The organism is Photobacterium sp. R1 (assembly GCF_054600795.1).
On sequence record NZ_BAAHZP010000748.1, the window covers coordinates 1 to 253 of the forward strand.

1 pseudogene is annotated in these 253 nt (G+C 38.3%); it reads left to right on the forward strand.

Features of this window, described 5'->3' with window-relative positions:
• Positions 1–237 (forward strand): annotated as a pseudogene (locus ACYP03_RS27070) (hydrolase); the annotation flags it as partial.
• Positions 238–253 lie beyond the last annotated feature (16 nt).

A 253-nucleotide genomic window follows, 5' to 3' on the forward strand; every position in this document is an offset into this window, starting at 1 on the left:
GATAATGTCGATATTCAATATGCTCAATCAGCCGTATTTTCGCCTTCTGACGTGTATTTTCCGCATGATGCCATCATCACGGAAGCCAATGCGAATACCGAAATGATTATTTTCGCAGATGTCGACTTATCGAAACTAAAACTATTGCACAACGAAGGCTCTGTCACTAACCTAAAGCATCGACGTTTGGATCTTTATAAAATGAAGACCAAAAAACGTAACAAAAAGAAACATTAACCGATGCTTTTCACAG